14 protein-coding genes are annotated in these 13566 nt (G+C 70.6%); 8 read left to right on the top strand and 6 right to left on the bottom strand.

Annotated features, from left to right (window positions below; translation table 11 throughout):
* Positions 1–18: 18 nt before the first annotated feature.
* The 4 genes from VGB24_RS07470 to VGB24_RS07485 all read right to left on the bottom strand — a co-directional run bounded on the left by VGB24_RS07470 (position 19) and on the right by VGB24_RS07485 (position 5505).
* Complete coding sequence (locus VGB24_RS07470) at positions 19–1821, bottom strand: hypothetical protein (protein ID WP_331072315.1); 1803 nt, start codon at positions 1819–1821, stop codon at positions 19–21.
* A gap of 172 nt (positions 1822–1993) precedes the next feature.
* Positions 1994–3310 (bottom strand): tetratricopeptide repeat protein, encoded by a 1317-nt coding sequence (locus VGB24_RS07475; protein ID WP_331072316.1) that lies wholly within the window; start codon positions 3308–3310, stop codon positions 1994–1996.
* Between the two features lie 42 nt (positions 3311–3352).
* Complete coding sequence (locus tag VGB24_RS07480) at positions 3353–3922, bottom strand: hypothetical protein (RefSeq protein ID WP_331072317.1); 570 nt, start codon at positions 3920–3922, stop codon at positions 3353–3355.
* Between the two features lie 242 nt (positions 3923–4164).
* Entirely contained in the window at positions 4165–5505 is a 1341-nt protein-coding gene (locus tag VGB24_RS07485; protein ID WP_331072318.1) for a sigma-54 dependent transcriptional regulator, read from the bottom strand.
* A gap of 273 nt (positions 5506–5778) precedes the next feature.
* Here VGB24_RS07485 and VGB24_RS07490 point away from each other — a divergent pair, with 273 nt between their 5' ends.
* Positions 5779–5964, top strand: coding sequence for a hypothetical protein (locus tag VGB24_RS07490; RefSeq protein ID WP_331072319.1), 186 nt, complete (start codon positions 5779–5781; stop codon positions 5962–5964).
* A gap of 1 nt (position 5965) precedes the next feature.
* Here VGB24_RS07490 and VGB24_RS07495 read toward each other — a convergent pair whose 3' ends face one another.
* Complete coding sequence (locus VGB24_RS07495) at positions 5966–6916, bottom strand: hypothetical protein (protein ID WP_331072320.1); 951 nt, start codon at positions 6914–6916, stop codon at positions 5966–5968.
* 99 nt (positions 6917–7015) lie between these two features.
* Here VGB24_RS07495 and VGB24_RS07500 point away from each other — a divergent pair, with 99 nt between their 5' ends.
* The 7 genes from VGB24_RS07500 to VGB24_RS07530 all read left to right on the top strand — a co-directional run bounded on the left by VGB24_RS07500 (position 7016) and on the right by VGB24_RS07530 (position 12305).
* On the top strand, positions 7016–7603 hold the full coding sequence (locus tag VGB24_RS07500) for a D-sedoheptulose-7-phosphate isomerase (protein WP_331072321.1): 588 nt from the start codon (positions 7016–7018) through the stop codon (positions 7601–7603).
* A 43-nt stretch (positions 7604–7646) separates the two neighbouring features.
* On the top strand, positions 7647–8123 hold the full coding sequence (locus VGB24_RS07505) for a hypothetical protein (protein WP_331072322.1): 477 nt from the start codon (positions 7647–7649) through the stop codon (positions 8121–8123).
* Positions 8124–8782: 659 nt separating this feature from the next.
* Complete coding sequence (locus VGB24_RS07510; protein WP_331072323.1) at positions 8783–9532, top strand: MBL fold metallo-hydrolase; 750 nt, start codon at positions 8783–8785, stop codon at positions 9530–9532.
* Complete coding sequence (locus VGB24_RS07515; protein WP_331072324.1) at positions 9522–10187, top strand: M15 family metallopeptidase; 666 nt, start codon at positions 9522–9524, stop codon at positions 10185–10187. Before VGB24_RS07510 ends, VGB24_RS07515 begins: the two co-directional genes overlap by 11 nt.
* 678 nt (positions 10188–10865) lie before the next feature.
* Positions 10866–11444 (top strand): DsbA family oxidoreductase, encoded by a 579-nt coding sequence (locus VGB24_RS07520; RefSeq protein ID WP_331072325.1) that lies wholly within the window; start codon positions 10866–10868, stop codon positions 11442–11444.
* Positions 11445–11485: 41 nt separating this feature from the next.
* Positions 11486–11770: a hypothetical protein gene (locus tag VGB24_RS07525; RefSeq protein ID WP_331072326.1), complete on the top strand. Its 285-nt coding sequence runs from the start codon at positions 11486–11488 to the stop codon at positions 11768–11770.
* A 160-nt stretch (positions 11771–11930) separates the two neighbouring features.
* Positions 11931–12305, top strand: a complete 375-nt coding sequence (locus VGB24_RS07530) for a hypothetical protein (protein ID WP_331072327.1) — start codon at positions 11931–11933, stop codon at positions 12303–12305.
* Here the strand turns inward: VGB24_RS07530 and VGB24_RS07535 are convergent.
* Positions 12277–13452: a hypothetical protein gene (locus VGB24_RS07535; protein ID WP_331072328.1), complete on the bottom strand. Its 1176-nt coding sequence runs from the start codon at positions 13450–13452 to the stop codon at positions 12277–12279. The two genes, VGB24_RS07530 and VGB24_RS07535, sit on opposite strands and share 29 nt — an antisense overlap.
* Positions 13453–13566: the final 114 nt, after the last annotated feature.

Below are 13566 nucleotides of genomic sequence, written 5' to 3' on the forward strand. Positions count from 1 at the left end.
CGGGAGTGCGGACAAAACTCAGTCCGGGAAGCTGAAGAGCGAGGCCGAGAGGGGGCGGCGGGAGCTGCGGCGCAGCTGCGCGTCTTCGCCCGCGTTGTTGCGGCCCACCGCCTGCCCGATGCCCAGCGTCACCGTCAGCCTGCGGCCGGGGACGCCGCCGACGAGCGGTGTGGCCACGTCCAGGCGATAGGTGCGCCGCGACCCCGGGGGGAACGCCGCCCGCAGCCCCACGCCCACACTCATCGCCACGGGCGAGCTGGCCGCGAAGGCATCGCCCCCCGCCCACATCTTGCCCACGTCCACGAACGCCGCCGAACCCAGGTCGAAGAGCCGCGCGTTCGGCCAGCCCAGGTACGCGCGGTGCTCCAGCGTTCCCACCACCCGCCGCTCGCCCGGGTACGCGTGGGCGGGAAGCCCCCGCGCCCCGGCCCGGTGCCCCAGCGTGAGCTGAAACGGCACCCGCGTGCGGAACCCGCCCACCGCGGACACCGCCGCCACGAAGGTGTGGCGCGACTCCGCGTGCGGGCGCCAGTACGCCCAGCCGTCGAACTGCCCGAACAGGTCGCGCCACTCGGACAGCCCCGGCTCCGCGCCGTAGTCGCGCCGCCCCTCGGCCGTCGCGCGCACCCCCGCCAGCACACCGGGAATCAGGTCTCCCGCCGCCATCACCCCCACCGCCACCGACAGGTCGTCGTCGGTGGAGAGCGCCGACAGGCTGCGGCCCACGCCGGCCTCCACGTCGATGCCCATGCGTACGTCTTCGGTGCCGCGGATGGCGTCCAGCCCGCGGAGGCGCTTGAAGTACACGCTGCGATGCCCCGCCAGGAAAACCACCCGTACGCTGGAGAGCGTGTCCAGCCCCGTCACCGGCAGCGGGTTTACCTGCAGCGGCGGATCCCCCGCCACGGGCACCGGCTGGCCGCCGCTCCCGTCCATGCTCAGCCAGTCGCGCGGATACTCGGTGCGCTCGCCCGCCAGCGCCACGCCCAGCAGCGTCAGGCTTCCCCGCGGCCCGAAGCGCGTGACCGTTCCCACGTCGAACGACTGGCGCTTCTCGGCGAAGTACGTGCGGCGGACGCCCCCGTCCTCCCGCGGCACGAAGAACTCGAAGTTGCGCTCCATCCGCTCGAACTGCTGGCGCCAGGCCCAGCGCCCGTTCTCGCCGCGGAAGGGGTACGCCAGCCGCTGCGTGACGGCCACGCCCACCGGCGTGCGCTCCAGCCCCACCTCGGCGTCCACCTGCGTTCCGAACAGCTGCGGGGTGGAGACGGCGCCGCCGTACACCCGCTCCCGCTGGTACTCCTTGGCGAAGAGGCTGATCTGCAGCCCCCTGCCCAGCACGTTCTCTTCGCGGAACTCCACCCCGATCAGCCCCCACCCGTCGGAGTCGCCGTCCATCTGCGGCTCGAGCCGGGTAGACCACTCGTCGCGGGTGCGCACCACCACGTGCCAGTCGCCGTCCGGCTGCCGCACGCCGAAGACGCTGGCGTCGGCCAGGAAGGGAAAGCTGCGCAGGGTGCGCTCGGAGTCTGCCAGGAGCGCGGGGCGGTAGCACTCGCCCGCCTCGAACAGCAGCTCGCGGGCGATGATGGACTCGCGGGTGCGCAGGTGCATGTCGTTCGCGGCGCGGTACACCCGGCTCAGGCGGGGCTCCAGGTCGGGGCTGCCCAGCTCGAACACGTCGCCCACGTCGATGAAGATCTCCGACACGCGCCCATCGGAGCACCCGCCGTCCTGGGCCGCCGCCGGAAGCGCGGCCCCAAGGGCCAGCGCGAGCGGCGCCAGGCGCGCAACGGCGGCGTAGATGCGTGAACCGGACACGCGGGTTCTGGTCAGGGCGTGGCGCGGCCGCGGGTGAACGCCGGGGCCGGGTGGGTCGGGGAGCGTGACGTACCCATCGGACGGGGGCAATGTTCGGGCCGGGTCGCCGGGTGCCACAAAACGAACGGGGCTCCCACCCGGGAGCCCCGTCGCACAGATGGCCCTGCCCTGTTCAGTCCCCGACCGTAGCCAGCGGTACCTCGATCGCCGTGCGGAGTTCGTCCAGAGCGCGGCGGACGCGAGCCGAGCTCTGGACGGCTCCGAGCTGATCGAAGATTTCGCGCGCCCGCTCGAGATAAGCCTCGGCTTCTTCGGCGCCGCCCGTACCCCGGCGCAGTTCGGCGTAGTCAGCCAAGGTGTCGGCCTCCAGCGGCGGGTAGCCCTTTTCGCGAGCGATCTCCAGCGCCTTCTCGTAGAAGGTGAAGCCGTCCTCGTGGCCGCGATATCTGGCCAGGTTCCCCCGCACCCGGTACATGTAGCCCAGGGTGTAGGGCGATGACGACGCGATTGCGTGCTCCTCGGCGATTCGCGCCAGCGTTTCGGCCTCCGTGACATGTCCGGCGACCAGGCACAATTCAGCAAGGTCGCCCGCGAGCAGCGACTTGAGTGCCGGTGAAACCGGAAGTCCCACCGCTGCCTCGAATGCTGCCCGTGCATCGCCTGTTCGGCCCTGCTCGGCACGAAGCTGACCCAAGTTGAGGTAGCATGTTCCGAGGTCTTCCGGAGCATCCACCGCATTCCACAGCACCAAGGCGCGCTGCAGCCACTCGTCCGCTTCATCGAGACGGCTCAGGCGCAGATTGACATTGCCCAAGTTATTGAACAGATGGCCCGTCTCAAGCAGAAAAGCACCTTCGTCAGCGCCATTTACGAGGTCCAGCGCCTGCAGATACGCGCGTTCCGAATCGGCCCACCGGCCTTGGTACATGGCGACGTTACCCACACCCGTGCGGGCGATTACCTCAGCCCGAAGATCACCTGTATCGCGAGCCAGTTCCACGCTACGGTCATAGAACGAAATCGCGTCCCGAAACTCCCCGAGCGCCAACATCACCCGGCCCATACGGCGGAGTGCGACGATCTGGGAGGCCTTCTCGGCAAGTGGAAGAGAAAGGACGAGCGCCGCATGGTAGCATTGGCTGGCACCACGCACGCGGCCAGTCGCTTCGTGCCGCTCACCAAGCGCGAGCAAATGCGTCGCGGCTTCGGCGTGGTCACCAGTGAAATAGCTGCGGAACACGGGTCGCAATCCGTCGTGAAGCAGCGTCACATAGTCGTGCAACGCCGATTCGGAAAATGCGAGTGCCTGCTCCACATCCTCGTTAGCAAGGATGCGCTTGTCCAGCGTCGCATAACTGCTTGAACTGTCCCACGCCTTTCCAGGATCCGGGACGGCTGTCCGAATCATGGCGAGACGCAGTGTCTCCAACTCGTCCACACCGGGCAAGAGATGGAGTAGCTGCTCGACAGTTGCTTGCGAACTGAACACGGATCGATGCCTGTGGCTTTGACTGCTGGAAGGGGCGGCCGTTCAGCCGCCGGAGGTGTGGATTCCGCCGCCGCGCTGGTCCGTCGTGCCGTACGTCGAGAAGTGGTCCGTGCTGGTGCGCAGCCGCAGGCCGTCGGCCGTGACGCTGGCGCCCATGTCGAACCAGCCGTTGTTCCACCATACGATCGTGGGCTGCGCGATGCCCTCGATGCTGGTGTTACGATAGGGCAGCTCGATGCTGACCGGCACGTTGAACGGCTGCGCATGGGGGCCGAACTCGGCCAGCACGTGGTCCGACCCCTTCGGATCCACGGGGAGGCGGATGGTGAACATCGTCACCTTGTCCACCGCGCCGGCGGGCACCTCGATGGCGAACCCGTAGAAGTCCAGCCGTCCGCCTTCCGGGCCGATCCACTTCTTCGCCCACGCGATGGTGATCTGCGGCTTGGTCTTGAAGCGGGCCAGCGCAGCGACATCGGGGCCGCCGCCGGTGTTGAACGCCGGCTCGCCCGCCCGCGCCGAAAGCGGCGACGCCGCGTCGGTGCATCCGGCGGAAAGAACCAGCAGCGCGACGGCGACGGTGCAGCCCAGCTTACGAATGAGGTGGATCATCAAAGTCCTCCGGGGTGGTGAACAGAGGGGACGATTGCGCCAGCGCAGGGCGCGTACCGCGGCGCACCGCGGATCGGCACGCGCGTCAACTGCTTGAAACGTAACGGCTTAGGCCAGAAATAGCTACCGTCTGGCCACGGCGTGCAGGGGGCGCTTCCGCACCGGAAGTGGGCGCAGTGCACTCATCCGGTGCAATGGAGAAGTGTACGAACCAGCCGTGCAAGCGCAGGGCCAGGCGGGTGTCAGTCCTGCCCCAGCCCGTAGTCCTGGATCTTCCGCCGGAGCGTGTTCCGGTGGATGCCCAGCCGCTCGGCCGCGACCGTCACGTTGTTGGCGGTTTCGCGCAGCGCGCGGCGGATCATCCGCTTCTCCATCTCTTCCAGCGTCACCATGGGCGGCTCGGCCGCGTCCTGGCCGCCCTCGCCGTCCGCCGCCGCCTCGGGCGGGTTCAGGATGTCGGCGGGGAGGTGCTGTGGAAGCAGGATCTCGCCGTTGGCCATCACCACCGCCCGCTCCGCCGCGTTCCGCAGCTGGCGGACGTTGCCCGGCCAGGGGTGGCGGTGCATCACGTTGAACACTTCTTCCGCCACGGCCCGAATGGGGCGCGCGTGCTCTCGTGCGTAATGCGCGAAGAAGTGCAGGGAGAGCAGGTCCAGGTCGTCGCCGCGCTGGCGCAGCGGCGGAAGCATCACCGTGACCACCGCCAGGCGGTAGTACAGGTCTTCGCGGAACTTGCCCTCGCGCACCGCCTGCGCCAGGTCGCGGTTGGTGGCCGCCACGATGCGCACGTCGATGGAGACGGGCGACCCGCCGCCCACCCGCTCTACCTCGCGCTCCTGGATGGCCCGCAGGATCTTGCTCTGCAGCGCCATCGACATGTCGCCGATCTCGTCCAGGAAGAGCGTGCCCGCGTTCGCCCGCTCGAAACGGCCGATCCGCCGCCCGATGGCGCCCGTGAACGCGCCCTTCTCGTGGCCGAACAGCTCGCTTTCCAGCAGGTTTTCGGGGATGGCGGCGCAGTTGATGGCCACGAACGGCCCGCGCGACCGGTTGGAGCGCGAGTGGAGCACGCGGGCCACCATCTCCTTGCCGGTGCCGCTTTCGCCCAGAACCAGCACGGTGGCGTCGCTGGTGGCGGCCCGGGCCACCGACTTGAACACCCCCATCATCTGCGAGCTGGCGCCCACGATGGTGGTGCCGTCGGGGGTGGTGACCTCGGGGAGCGGGCGCAGCCGCTTGATCTCCTCGATCCCCACCAGGATCTCGCGCACCCGGCCGCGCGGCAGCGGCTTGGGAAGCACGTCGTGCGCCCCGTGCCGGATGGCCTCCATGGCCAGGTCCATCGTGGGCTGCGACGAAAGCAGCACCACGGGCGCCATTCCCCCGTCGCCGTGCAGCCGCCCCAGCAGTTCCATTCCCGCGCCGGAAAAATCGGCGTCCAGGAGGATCAGGTCCCACGATCTCGACGCGATCAGGCGCAGCCCGTCCGTCAGCGAACACGCGGCATGGAGCTCCGCGTCGTCCAGCTCCGGTTCGAGCGTTCGACCAAGGCTGCGGTCAGCGTCGAGAAGCAGTACCTTCAAGGAAGGCAGCGGGACCTTTGGAACGGCTTGGGAATACGGGAATCAGAACAGTATAGCGACCCCCCACCGGCCGCGCAAACGTTTCGCCCGCTTCAGTGCGGCCTGCGAACCCAACGTCTGCTACAAATCACCGGAGCAGCTTTGGCACGTCCGGGGCTGCTGGCACCCTCCATGCCGAATGCGGCCCTTGCCGGAGGGCGGGGCGGGCGCGTAGGTTGGCGCGCCTTTGCGGCACCCGACCCGCGACAACGCACCGCTTCTGGAGACGGACCGATGAAGTTCGCCATGATCGCCGCCGTGCTGATGACCCTTCCGGCGATCGCCGCCCTGGTCGCCGGCTTCATGTGGGGCAACCAGTACCTGGTTTACGCGGCGTTCTTCAGCATTGCCCTGAACTCGCTGCCCTTCCTGGTGGCCGGCCTGATGATGAAGGGCGGCGACTCGGACCTGGGCCACTGAGCTAGCGGACGATCCGCACGGCACGGCGCTCCAGCAGGTACAGGCGCCCATCCACGCCGAACGCGGCGTCGAGGGGCGCCGTTTTCGTTTGTCCCAGCACCCGGCCGTCGCCCGCGTCCAGCACCGCCAGCGCGGCCCCGCTTCCCCTGCCCAGCACCGCCACCCGCCGCCCCGTGGGGTCCATCCGCAGTTCCGCCGCGTCACCCGCCCCGGGCGACACCGACCACAGCCGCCGAAGCACCTGCCCCTCGTGCCGCAGCCGGACGACGGCGCCATCCGCGACGCCGAACAGGGTGCCGTCGGGGGCCGCGGCCAGCGAGCGCAAGGCATCGGCCTGCTCCGCGCGAAAGAGCACCCGCCCGCTGGCCGCGTCTCGCACCTGCACCTGCGATTTTCCGTCTTCCCCCTCGTCCACCGACACGTACACGCGGTCGCCCAGCGGCGACACGGCCACGGCCAGCGCCTGCGTCCCCGTTTCGGGCCAGCCCCACGCGGGGGTGAGCGTGGCCGCGTCCAGCCCCACCACGCCGCCCCGGCGGTTGGCCGCGAACACCCACGCCCCGCGCGGGTCCGCCGCCAGGGTGCGCACCGCCGCCGAGTTCCATCCGCCCGAGGCGCGCGCGCTTCCCGCGGCGGCCACCGCCACGCGCTCGCCCGCGGCGATGGCCAGGCGTCCCGCACTCTGCCCCAGCAGGCGCGGCGCCCCGGTGCCGGGGGTCTGCACCACGCGCACGGAGCGCCCGGCCGAGTCCAGCGCCATCAGCCGCCCCGGCGTGCCGATCCACAGGTGCCGGGCGGAGTCGACTGCCAGGGTGGCGCCGTCGGCGAGGCTGTCGGGGAGCGGCACCCGGCGCACGGTGCCCAGGGTGTCTTCGGCGCGCTCGCAGGCGGCCAGCACCGCCGCCGCCATCATCATCACCGCCCCCGCCCTTGCGTGGCCCGTCCACACCATGGAATCATTCCACCCGCGTTGGAGTATCAGCCGTACGATCCTGGCCGGGGCGCGTCCCGGCTTTCGCCCGTTCCACGCCCCGCGGGGCCGCCGTATCGCATGACTGAAGCCGAAACGCTGGAGCTGGTGCGCGGCGCGCTGGACGAATCTGCCCGGGTGAAGCTGGCCATGCGCGACATGGCGCCCGGCGTGGCGCGGGCGGCGGCGCGGGTGGCGGAGGCGTTTCGCGCGGGAAACCGGCTGTACGCGTGCGGCAACGGGGGCTCGGCGTGCGACGCGATGCACCTGGTGGAGGAGCTGGTGGCGCGGTACAAGCGCGACCGCCCGGGCCTCCCGGCGCACCACCTGCTGGACGCGCCCACGCTCACCTGCTGGAGCAACGACCACGAGTTCGACACCGCCTTCAGCCGGCAGGTGGAGGCGATGGGCCGCGCAGGCGACGTGCTGGTGGCCATCAGCACCAGCGGCAACTCGCCCAACGTGCTCCGCGCGGCCCGGGCGGCCCGCCAACGGGGGATGCTGGTGCTGGGCCTTTCCGGCCAACACGGCGGCGCCCTGCGCGAACTGTGCGACGAGTTGCTGACGGTGCCCGCGCAGGCCACGGAGCGCATCCAGGAAGGCCACATCACCCTGATCCACCTGCTCTGCGAACTCGTCGAGCTGACGCTGTTTCCCGAATCCGCCTGAAGCCGCACCTGCGATGCCCTACGCCCAACGGACCTTCCGAGCCATGTACAGAACCGCCCCTGCCGTCCTGGCGCTGCTGCTGGCCGCCTGCGGCGGCGACGAGATCACGCCGGAGCAGCGCACCAAGCGCCTGGAGGCCCGCCGCACCGCCTGCATCACCGAGGCGCTTCAGCAGCGGGCGCAGTCGCAGCTGGCGCAGCTGGATACCATGATGCAGCAGCAGGCCGGGGGCGAGATCCCCGACATCGTCCGGGCGCCGCACACGTTCGCGCAGGTGTACGCGGCGTACGCAGACGTAAAGGCGCACGAGGCGGCGTACCTGGACTCGGCGTTCCACGCCGGCAGCAAGCAGGATTCGCTGGCGTACATCCAGTCGGCGGGCAAGTTCAGGGTGAGCCCGCCCTCGGAGGGCAGCGTCGAGGAAAACGTCGCGCGCCTGTACGCCAACGACTTCACCGTGTCGCGCGAGTACGCCGACCACGCCTGCAACAAGCTGGTGGAGGACCAGGAGAAGCGCTGACGGCTGGATCAGGCGGGGCGCAGGGACAGGGACGGGCGGCTTCCTCTACGGGGGAGGCCGCCCTTCTGCGTCTCCGCGCACTAGTCCACAAAACCGCACAGGAGCTTGTCATCCTGAGGCCCAGGCGCACTGGACCCGCCCGCAGCACAGGCCTGGCGGGCCGAACGATCTAGCCGCGGGCACGTACAAGCCCGGGCGCGGCAGCGGTCACCGGAGCCGAGACCCCGGCTGCCGTGGGGCCCTCACCCGGCCGCGCTGACACGCGTGCCACCCTCTCCCACAAACAGCGTGGGAGAGGGGTACACCCCAAGGTAGAGGCGTGAGTGGGCAGGTCCGGTGCTGGGCCGGCGCCACCCATCCCCAACCCTTCCCCCGCAAACTGCGCGGGGGAAGGGAGCCAGTCGAGTGCGCCACGCCAGCCGAGGCGCATCGAAGGTCTCCCCCTCCCCTGCGCAGCGGGGGACGGGGGCCGGGGGGAGGGGGCTCCCGCGGCATTCACCGGCAGCCAGCCGAAGCGCACTCGAAGTTCTCCCCTCTCCCGGCGCAGTTTGCCGGGGGAGGGGCCCGCCGGGCCTGGCGCTTGCCCCGTGGGGCCGGGGCGGCGCATGATGATGCACGCAGGCACGCAGTTCCATCCCCCACCTGGAACCAGGGCCACCATGCCCGTCGTTCACCTTCTCGGCACGGGCGCGGCGGTCAGCGACCCGTCGCGCACCACCACAATGCTGGCGTTCGAAAGCCAGGGCCGCAGCGTGGTGGTGGACTGCGGCGGCGACGCCGTGCAGCGCCTGATGGCGTCCGGCATCGACCCGGCCGGCATCGAGGCGATGATCGTTACGCACGAGCACCCGGACCACGTCTCGGGCTTTCCCCTGTTCATGGAAAAGCTCTGGCTGCTCGGCCGCCGCGACCCCATCCCCGTCTACGGAATCCGCCCCGCCATCGACCAGGCCCGCCGCGCCTGGGAGGCGTTCCGCACCGGCGGATGGAAGGGCGTGCCCGACATCGACTGGCACGAGGTGGCGTACGAGTCCGGCGCGCAGGTGCTGGCGAACGAACGGTGGCGGATCACGGCGGCGCCCGGCATCCACGGCGTTCCGGTCGTCGGCCTGCGCGTGGAAGATGCGCGCGGCCCGGGCGTGGCGGCGTACTCGTGCGACACGGCCAAGTCGGACGCCATCATCGAGCTGTCGCGCGGCGCGGACGTGCTGGTGCACGAGGCCACCGGCACCGAGCAGGGCGGGCACAGCACCAACGAGCAGGCGGCCGAGGTGGCGCGCGAGGCGGGCGCGGGGCGGCTGGTGCTCGTCCACCTTCCGCCCGGCGTGGAGGATGCGCAGCTCGCGGCGGCACGGACGATCTTTCCCCACGTTGAATTCGGCACCGACGGAGCCCGATATGACTTCTAATCCCTTCCTGCGCAGCTTCGGCCTGGCCCTCGCCGCCGTCCTCGTCACCGGCTGCGCGCCGGCGGTGGCGCACGTGGGCGAGTGCGACCTCCCCGCGGGCACGCTGGTGAACGTGCGCCGCGTGGAGTCGTCCATCCGCACCGACATCCGCTACGCCACGCGCAACAACTTCACCGGCGCCGTCCTCCCCGGCTACGAGCGGCCCCTGGCGATGCTGCGGCCGAACGCCGCCGAGGCGCTGGCCCGGGTGCAGCGGCGGCTTCGCCCCCGGGGGCTGAGCCTGAAGGTGTTCGACGCGTATCGCCCCGTCCGCGCCACCCTGGCGATGGTGAACTGGGCCGAGCGCAGCGGAAACCAGTGGGTGCTGCAGCAGGGCTACGTGGCGCGGCGGAGCGGCCACAACCTGGGGACCACGGTGGACCTGACGCTGGTGGATGCGCGGACCGGCCGCGAGCTGGACATGGGGACGCCGTACGACACCTTTTCCGAGGCGGCCCACACCGCGAACGCCACCGGTCAGGTGCTCGCCAACCGGATGATCCTGGTGGAGGCGATGCGCGCCGAGGGCTACGCCAACTACGAAAAGGAGTGGTGGCACTTCCGGATCGGCGGCGACTACGAGCCGCTGGACGCGCCCCTCCGCTGCTTCCGCTGACGGCTAACCACGATCAGGAATCCCGAGTCGTCGCCCCCCCGAGCAGGGGCGGCTGAAGCCGCACGAACGCCGCACCTGCCGACGCGCAATGTCATCCCGAAGGAGCGGTCCCACCCGAGCCCGACTGCGCACCAGTCTCCGCAGCGACTGAGGGATCCGCCACACACTGAAGCCGCGCGCCGGACCCACCTCTGCACGCGAGCCCGGCCGGAAAACTCGGTCGCGCAACAGCGCCCTCGCCACAAGAGCAAGCCAGTCTGCGAAGGCAGACTTCGTGTGGTCGTTGCAGCGAATTCATTCGCCCGTGCAGGCTTGCGCCGCTCCCCCAGGCGAGGGTCAGGACGGAGGCCCGAGGTTCCGCGCCGCTGCCGCGCCCCAGCCAAGAGGCATCCGCGGCAAGATCCCACGGCCCTGCATGGTATGCACTGCGGGCCGGTTCAGTGCGCCCGGGCCTCTGGATGACAGATTGCGCCGGGGCAGCACTCGGCGGGAGGACAGAGGTCGGGGCGTGCCCCCACGTTGTAGCCACACGACAACAGGCCAGTCTGCGAAGGCAGACTTCGGGTGGTCGTTGCAGCGAATTCATTCGCCCGTGGGCGCTGGACGGGCTTGCGGCGGGCCGAAACGCGGGGCAGATTGGCGCCCTCCCGAGCGCGTTCCCAGGGCAGTGGTTGGAGCATGGCGGCGGTTCCGCTGGTGGTGTTTTCGGACTTCGCCTGCCCCTTCTCGTACGTTGCCGAGGCGGCGGTGCGGCGCATGCAGCGCGAGGGGCAGGTGCAGCCCACCTGGATGGCGTTCGAGCTGTACCCCGCGCCCGGGCCGCTGCCGGAGATGAGCGGCGAGTGGATGGATGCGCTGCGGCCCCTGGCCGACGAGCTGGGCCTGCCGCTCGTCGTCCCCCCGCTGGCGGTGCGGACGCGCAAGGCGCACGAGGCGGCGGCGTTCGCGGCGCGCAACGGCGTGGGCGCGCGGATGCGCGAGGCCCTGTTCGCCGCCTACTTCGGCGAGGGCCGCGACATCAGCCGCATCGACGTGCTGGCGGAGCTGGGCGCCGGGGTGGGGCTGGATTCCACGGAGATGCACGTGGTGCTGGACGTGGGCGGCGCGGCGGCGCGCATCGACGCGGAACTGGAAGCGGCGCGGGGCGTGGGGGTCCAGCAGACGCCCACGCTCGTGGCCGGCACGGGCGACGAGGCGCGCTGGATCGTGGGCGCGCGGCCCTTCGCCGAGCTGCGGAATGCGATCCTGGAACAGTGACTCGCGGGGCGCGGCGGCCCCCTTTACGGAAGGTTTGGACGATGGCGGACTACGAGCGCACCACCGTGCTGACACTCAGTGACATCTGGGCGCGGACGGACGAAATCCTCACCACCCGCGGCGAGCTTGCGATGAGCCGCGACGGGCACCACGAGCGCACCTACTCCGGCGGCGAAGGCACCGTCGTAGTCGAGGTGCACCGCCACGGCAACACCACGATCGTCGGCGCGCGGACGGACCGGCTGCGCACGTCCAAGGTGGATTCTGTGGTGCGCTACCTGATGAACCAGCTTCCCTACCAGCCGGGCGATCCTCCGCGCGAGTAAGGTGCGCCGTCGGGCAATGCGAGTGGGCCGGCCCCGTGCATCGGGACCGGCTCGTTTGCCGTCACCCGTCCGCGCCGACCCTCACCCGGCGTTGATACATCAAGTCCCAATCAAGTCCCGCCCGTCATCCCGCTCCATGCGCACAAGACTGCTCTTCTGCATGCTGGCCATCGCGGCGACGCCTTCGACGGCGTCCGCTACGGCCTACCCGGGTTTCGGGACGCTCGTGATCTCGCACCTGTTCGTTCCGCCGCTGGCGCTCGTGCACCTGATCCTGCTGGCGTACTTCGCTGACAAGCGGCGCTATTCGAGCCTGCGTTTCGCCCTCCGGCACTCGTGCCTCGCGGCGGTCGTGCCGATGCTCGGCGTCTGGATGGCGATGCTCGAACTTCCCGATGAGATTTATACGGCGGAAGATCGGAACCAGTGCCTGGCGATTCTGGCCGCCGGGGCGCTGGCCGCATGGCTGCCCGTGATCGCCCACCTCCTCCAGCGTACTCCCCCTCCTACTCCACCCGCCCGACCACCAGCCTGACCGGAATTCCCCCGTTGCTGGTGCGGAAGGCGTCGTCGAAGGGCACGCCCGTGTGCCCCTCCAGCATGCGGTCCGCCGAGAGCAGCGCCAGCGTCCACCCGGGGCACCGTTCCCGCAGCGTGCGCCCCAGCGCCGAGTACAGGTTGCGCAGCGGATCGCGCTCGCCGACGCGGATGCCGTAGGGCGGGTTGCTGACGATCCACCCCGGGCCCTCCGGCGGCTCGATCGCGGACAGCGGGCGCGCGCTCAACTCCAGGTCGTCCAGCACTCCCGCGCGGGCGGCGTTTGCGGCGGCGGCCTGCATGGCACCCTCGTCCCGGTCCGATCCCAGGATGGGGATGCCCGCTGACGGCCGGATCTCGGCCCGCGCGCGGTCCACGAGGGATTCCCACCCGGCCCGGTCGAAGTCTGGCCACGACGTGAACGCGAATGGTCGCGGCTGGCGGTCCGCGTTCGCCAGGCCCGGCGCGATGCCACGGGCGATAAGGGCGCCTTCAACGGCGATCGTCCCCGATCCGCACATGGGATCGAGCAGGGGCGCGCCGGGGTTCCAGCGGCTCCCCAGCAGCATGGCCGCGGCCAGCGTCTCGCGCAGCGGCGCCTTCGCGAGTGCCTGCCGGTATCCGCGAAAGTGCAGCAGCGCGCCCGACGAATCGGCGCTGATCACGCACTCGTCGCGCACGAAGCGGACGATGAACAGTTGCGCATCCGCCGTCTCCGGCTGATCCGCCTCGTCCTCGTCCTTGCCCAGCGCGCCGCCTGCCACCGGGCCGACCGCGCGGGTGATGGCGTCCAGCAGGCGCTCGGCGATGGCGCCCTCGTGGTACAGCTTGCTCTTCTTGCTGGTCACCCGCAGGCGCACCGCCCCGCCGCGGTTCACCCAGCGCTCCCATGGCACCTTGCGCGCGTGCCGCTCCAGCTCGAAGAACGTCCGCGCGCGAAAGCTGGCGGCGCGGACGACCACGCGGCTCGCCGTCCGCAGTCGAAGGTTGGCCTCGTACATCTGCCCGGCCGGTCCGGACCACGACACGCCGCCGGGCTCCACCACGCCGTCGATTCCCATCGCCCGCAGCTCTGCCGCGGCCAGTGGCTCGAGCCCGGGTGCGGTAATGGCGAAAAGGTCCAGCGTTCCGTCGGTCTTCGTCATCCGGCTCGTGATCGGTGTCTTCTCTCCCGCAGGTACGCGTCCGCGGCGCTCCACACAAAAAGCGAACCGCCGAGCCCAGGCCCGGCGGTCGCCATTGATCCCACTGCATCGACC

Origin of the sequence: Longimicrobium sp., from assembly GCF_036399935.1 — a bacterium.
Classification (GTDB): domain Bacteria; phylum Gemmatimonadota; class Gemmatimonadetes; order Longimicrobiales; family Longimicrobiaceae; genus Longimicrobium.

Bases quoted from the DNA above. Each gene is read 5' to 3' on its own strand.
- VGB24_RS07480 (WP_331072317.1), bottom strand. From the start codon at position 3,922: ATGATCCACCTCATTCGTAAGCTGGGCTGCACCGTCGCCGTCGCGCTG.
- VGB24_RS07490 (WP_331072319.1), top strand. From the start codon at position 5,779: ATGAAGTTCGCCATGATCGCCGCCGTGCTGATGACCCTTCCGGCGATC.
- VGB24_RS07495 (WP_331072320.1), bottom strand. From the start codon at position 6,916: ATGGTGTGGACGGGCCACGCAAGGGCGGGGGCGGTGATGATGATGGCG.
- VGB24_RS07500 (WP_331072321.1), top strand. From the start codon at position 7,016: ATGACTGAAGCCGAAACGCTGGAGCTGGTGCGCGGCGCGCTGGACGAA.
- VGB24_RS07505 (WP_331072322.1), top strand. From the start codon at position 7,647: ATGTACAGAACCGCCCCTGCCGTCCTGGCGCTGCTGCTGGCCGCCTGC.
- VGB24_RS07510 (WP_331072323.1), top strand. From the start codon at position 8,783: ATGCCCGTCGTTCACCTTCTCGGCACGGGCGCGGCGGTCAGCGACCCG.
- VGB24_RS07515 (WP_331072324.1), top strand. From the start codon at position 9,522: ATGACTTCTAATCCCTTCCTGCGCAGCTTCGGCCTGGCCCTCGCCGCC.
- VGB24_RS07520 (WP_331072325.1), top strand. From the start codon at position 10,866: ATGGCGGCGGTTCCGCTGGTGGTGTTTTCGGACTTCGCCTGCCCCTTC.
- VGB24_RS07525 (WP_331072326.1), top strand. From the start codon at position 11,486: ATGGCGGACTACGAGCGCACCACCGTGCTGACACTCAGTGACATCTGG.
- VGB24_RS07530 (WP_331072327.1), top strand. From the start codon at position 11,931: ATGCTGGCCATCGCGGCGACGCCTTCGACGGCGTCCGCTACGGCCTAC.
- VGB24_RS07535 (WP_331072328.1), bottom strand. From the start codon at position 13,452: ATGACGAAGACCGACGGAACGCTGGACCTTTTCGCCATTACCGCACCC.